Annotated in this window: 3 protein-coding genes; 2 read left to right on the forward strand and 1 reads right to left on the reverse strand. The window is 65.5% G+C overall.

Annotated elements, in window-relative coordinates; all coding sequences use genetic code 11:
• The first annotated feature begins 91 nt into the window (after nucleotides 1-91).
• Nucleotides 92-358, forward strand: coding sequence for a hypothetical protein (locus V6U90_RS33000; protein ID WP_334445029.1), 267 nt, complete (start codon nucleotides 92-94; stop codon nucleotides 356-358).
• A 668-nt stretch (nucleotides 359-1,026) separates the two neighbouring features.
• Here V6U90_RS33000 and V6U90_RS33005 read toward each other — a convergent pair.
• Nucleotides 1,027-2,154, reverse strand: coding sequence for a Fic family protein (locus V6U90_RS33005; protein ID WP_334445031.1), 1,128 nt, complete (start codon nucleotides 2,152-2,154; stop codon nucleotides 1,027-1,029).
• Nucleotides 2,155-2,534: 380 nt separating this feature from the next.
• Here V6U90_RS33005 and V6U90_RS33010 point away from each other — a divergent pair.
• A partial coding sequence (locus tag V6U90_RS33010) for a transposase family protein (RefSeq protein ID WP_334445032.1) occupies nucleotides 2,535-2,847 on the forward strand: 313 nt, incomplete at its 3' end.

The raw sequence follows: 2,847 nt of genomic DNA on the forward strand, positions 1-2,847 counted from the left end.
GTCTCGGTCGTCATCTGGCGTCTCTCCCTTGATCGGTCGATCAGCCGTTAGTTGTACACACCCCACCCCGTATCGTGCCACCGACGGCGGCATGACCTGGCAGCCCACCGGCTGGGTAGGCGGGGCGCTGACGGTGGACCTCGCCTGCGACCCGATAGACGGCGGCGGCATCTACGTGGCGCAGCAGCAGGCAAACGCGAGGGTTATCCGGTCGAACGACGGCGCGCCGACCTTCACGCCGTTCGGCACGGGCCTCGAAGGGCTCAGCCTGCCGATGGCGTTCGGCTTCGCCGGACAATCGCGCAGGCTGGTGGCAAGCGGCAAGGGCGGCTACGCGATCGACATTCCGCGCGGCTGACGTCATCCGTGGGCCGTCCGCACCAGCGGGCGGCCCACGGTCGTTTTTAGTGATTCGGGCGGCGCGCCGCCCGGCAACCGCCGTCGAGTGTCAGACAATGCGTTTGTGGATCAGCCGGTGGCTGACCGGCCGCGGCGTGCACGGCGGCGGCGTAGCTGCAAGTCATTATCTTGGTCAAACCGTAATGGCCTGTTGGCCGTACTTCCGATTGGATCCCGCCGTGCGGCGGGTGGTGCTGCTACTACTCGCCGTCAGTATACCGCCGACCTGGCTCTCGTCTGGGTCGAGTGAACGAACGCGAGCCGAGCTCCGTATCTTGCGCGCCTCTCTACCGCTCCTGATAGGCGCCGCCACGTCAACCTCGCCGCAGCCGGCTGCGCGGGGATGCGCTTAGCCTGCCGATCCGGCGTCGACGACGATTTCCACTTCTGGCACCGTTTCGTGTGGGGTTATAGTATCGATCACCCCTCGGACACCAAATTTCGTGGAAAATCACGATAAATAGGACAGATCGACTGTCCTATTGTGCCTATTTAGGTCCAAATGCTGTGAGTCTAGAATGCCTGCTCGGCTATGACTGGCGGCATGGGTCCAATTCGGTAGACAGGAAATGGTGTCCGTTCGCGGCGCGCTGACCGTCGCAGATTCGCAGTGCCAGGGCCTGCGCCTCACCGTCGGTACGGGTCGATGATTTCCTTTGGGCGCAGCGCGGGGGCGGCGAGCTCGCGGAGTTCCGGCGAGGCGAGGTAGAACCTGCCTCGGGTCTCGCCGTGCTGTTCGAGCATGCCCGCCCGGACGAGGGCGCGAAGGTCGCGGGTTGCTTGGTCGTCGGTGAGGTTTTCGTCGCGCTGATAGACGGTGCGGCGCACTCGACCGCCGGTAGCGGCGAGGTGTAGGGCGCTGACCACCCGCTCGGGCAGCCCGTTGCGCCCGACCCAGGTGTCGAGCAGGTCCCAGAGATGCGCGGCCTGATCGAGACGTTGCCGGACCAATTGGGCCTGTTGGTGGTGGGCGCTCAGGCAGAACCGGATCCACTTGCTGGTGTCGTTGTCCGGCTGCCAGGATGGGCCACCGACCTCACCGAGCGCGTCGTAGTAGGCGTACGTGTTCCGGCCGACGCCGAGCCACTCCTCGATTGAGGAGAACTCCGGGGCGAGGACACCGTCGCGGGCGAGCACGAGGGTGTGCAGGCAGCGCGACATCCGGCCGTTTCCGTCCCGCCAGGGATGGATCTTGACCAGGTTTAGGTGGGCCATTGAGGCCCGCACGAGCAGCGGGGTCTCCGGTTCACCGTCGGCCAGCCAGTCGATCAGCTCGGAGATCAGCGACGGAACGTCGTCCGCGTCCGGCCCGGTGTAGACGCGTCGGCCGGTGTGCGCCTCGTCGATGTGGATGTCTCCTGGTCGGAAGCGGCCCGGCCACTTGCTGAGGTCATGGCGAAGCATCATGAAGTGCAGCGCGTTGAGCAACATGTGCTGCCAGGCGAACTCGCGTGAGCGGGCGAGTTGTTGCACGTAGGTCAGGGCATCCCGGTAACCGGTGATGACCTCCCAGGTTTGCGGGTTCGTCTCTACCGGTTCGTCGCCGGCGACGGCCGCGGCTGCGTCCTCCAGGGACACCTGGTAGCCCTCGATCGAATTGGAGCCCTGGATAGCGTGAGCGATCAGGGTGCGTCGGAGTTGTCCTGTCCAGCGGTGCGGCTCGGCGATCTGATACCGCAGGTTGTCGCGCATCGTGTCCAGTTCACCGAGCACGCGCTTGTCGTCATCGGCGAGCGCAGGGGTCCGATACAGCATGCGCTAATCATACAATGCTTTCTGCTTAACCCCAAATTTATCTCAGCATCAAGCCGGTGAAGGGCAGCAGGGCGCCCTGTACCCAGGGGCATTGCGTTCTAGCCGTGCGGGCGTCTGAGCTGGGGTTCTCCGAGGTGAATGGCCTCTATGGAGGCGGGTGGAGCCCTCAAGGTGATCATGGAGTTCTCACGCTGCACGACAACCGAGGACTCCACCCGCCGATGGCATCATCTCTGATCTCCGTACTGACCGTGACAACCCCCGGAACCGACACGCCACCACCGCCGGTCACCGGCAGTGAACACGGAGGGCTCCTGGCCGCGGTGAGCCTGGTCCCGGACCCACGGAACCCGCGCGGGGTGCGGTATCCCTTGACAGCGGTGCTGACCGTCGCGGTGTGTGCGGTCCTGGCCGGTGCCACGTCGTTTACGGCGATCGCTGACTGGCTCTACGACCTGGACGAACCAGCCCAGGTCCGGCTCGGGTTCACCCGTGGCGTACCCGCCGGCACCACGGTGTGGCGGCTGTTGACCCGCCTGGACGCCGCCCTGATCAGCACTGTTTTGGCCGGCTGGCTGCGTTCCCGGGCACAACCGCAGGCCGTGCGGCCGCGCCGCTACCGGACCGTGATCGCCGTCGACGGTAAGACGCTGCGGGTGCGACACGAGGTCGCATGTGATGAGTGGATCACGG

Source organism: Micromonospora sp. CPCC 206060 (assembly GCF_036906895.1).
GTDB lineage: Bacteria > Actinomycetota > Actinomycetes > Mycobacteriales > Micromonosporaceae > Micromonospora.

Bases quoted from the DNA above. Each gene is read 5' to 3' on its own strand.
- V6U90_RS33000 (WP_334445029.1), top strand. From the start codon at position 92: ATGACCTGGCAGCCCACCGGCTGGGTAGGCGGGGCGCTGACGGTGGAC.
- V6U90_RS33005 (WP_334445031.1), bottom strand. From the start codon at position 2,154: ATGCTGTATCGGACCCCTGCGCTCGCCGATGACGACAAGCGCGTGCTC.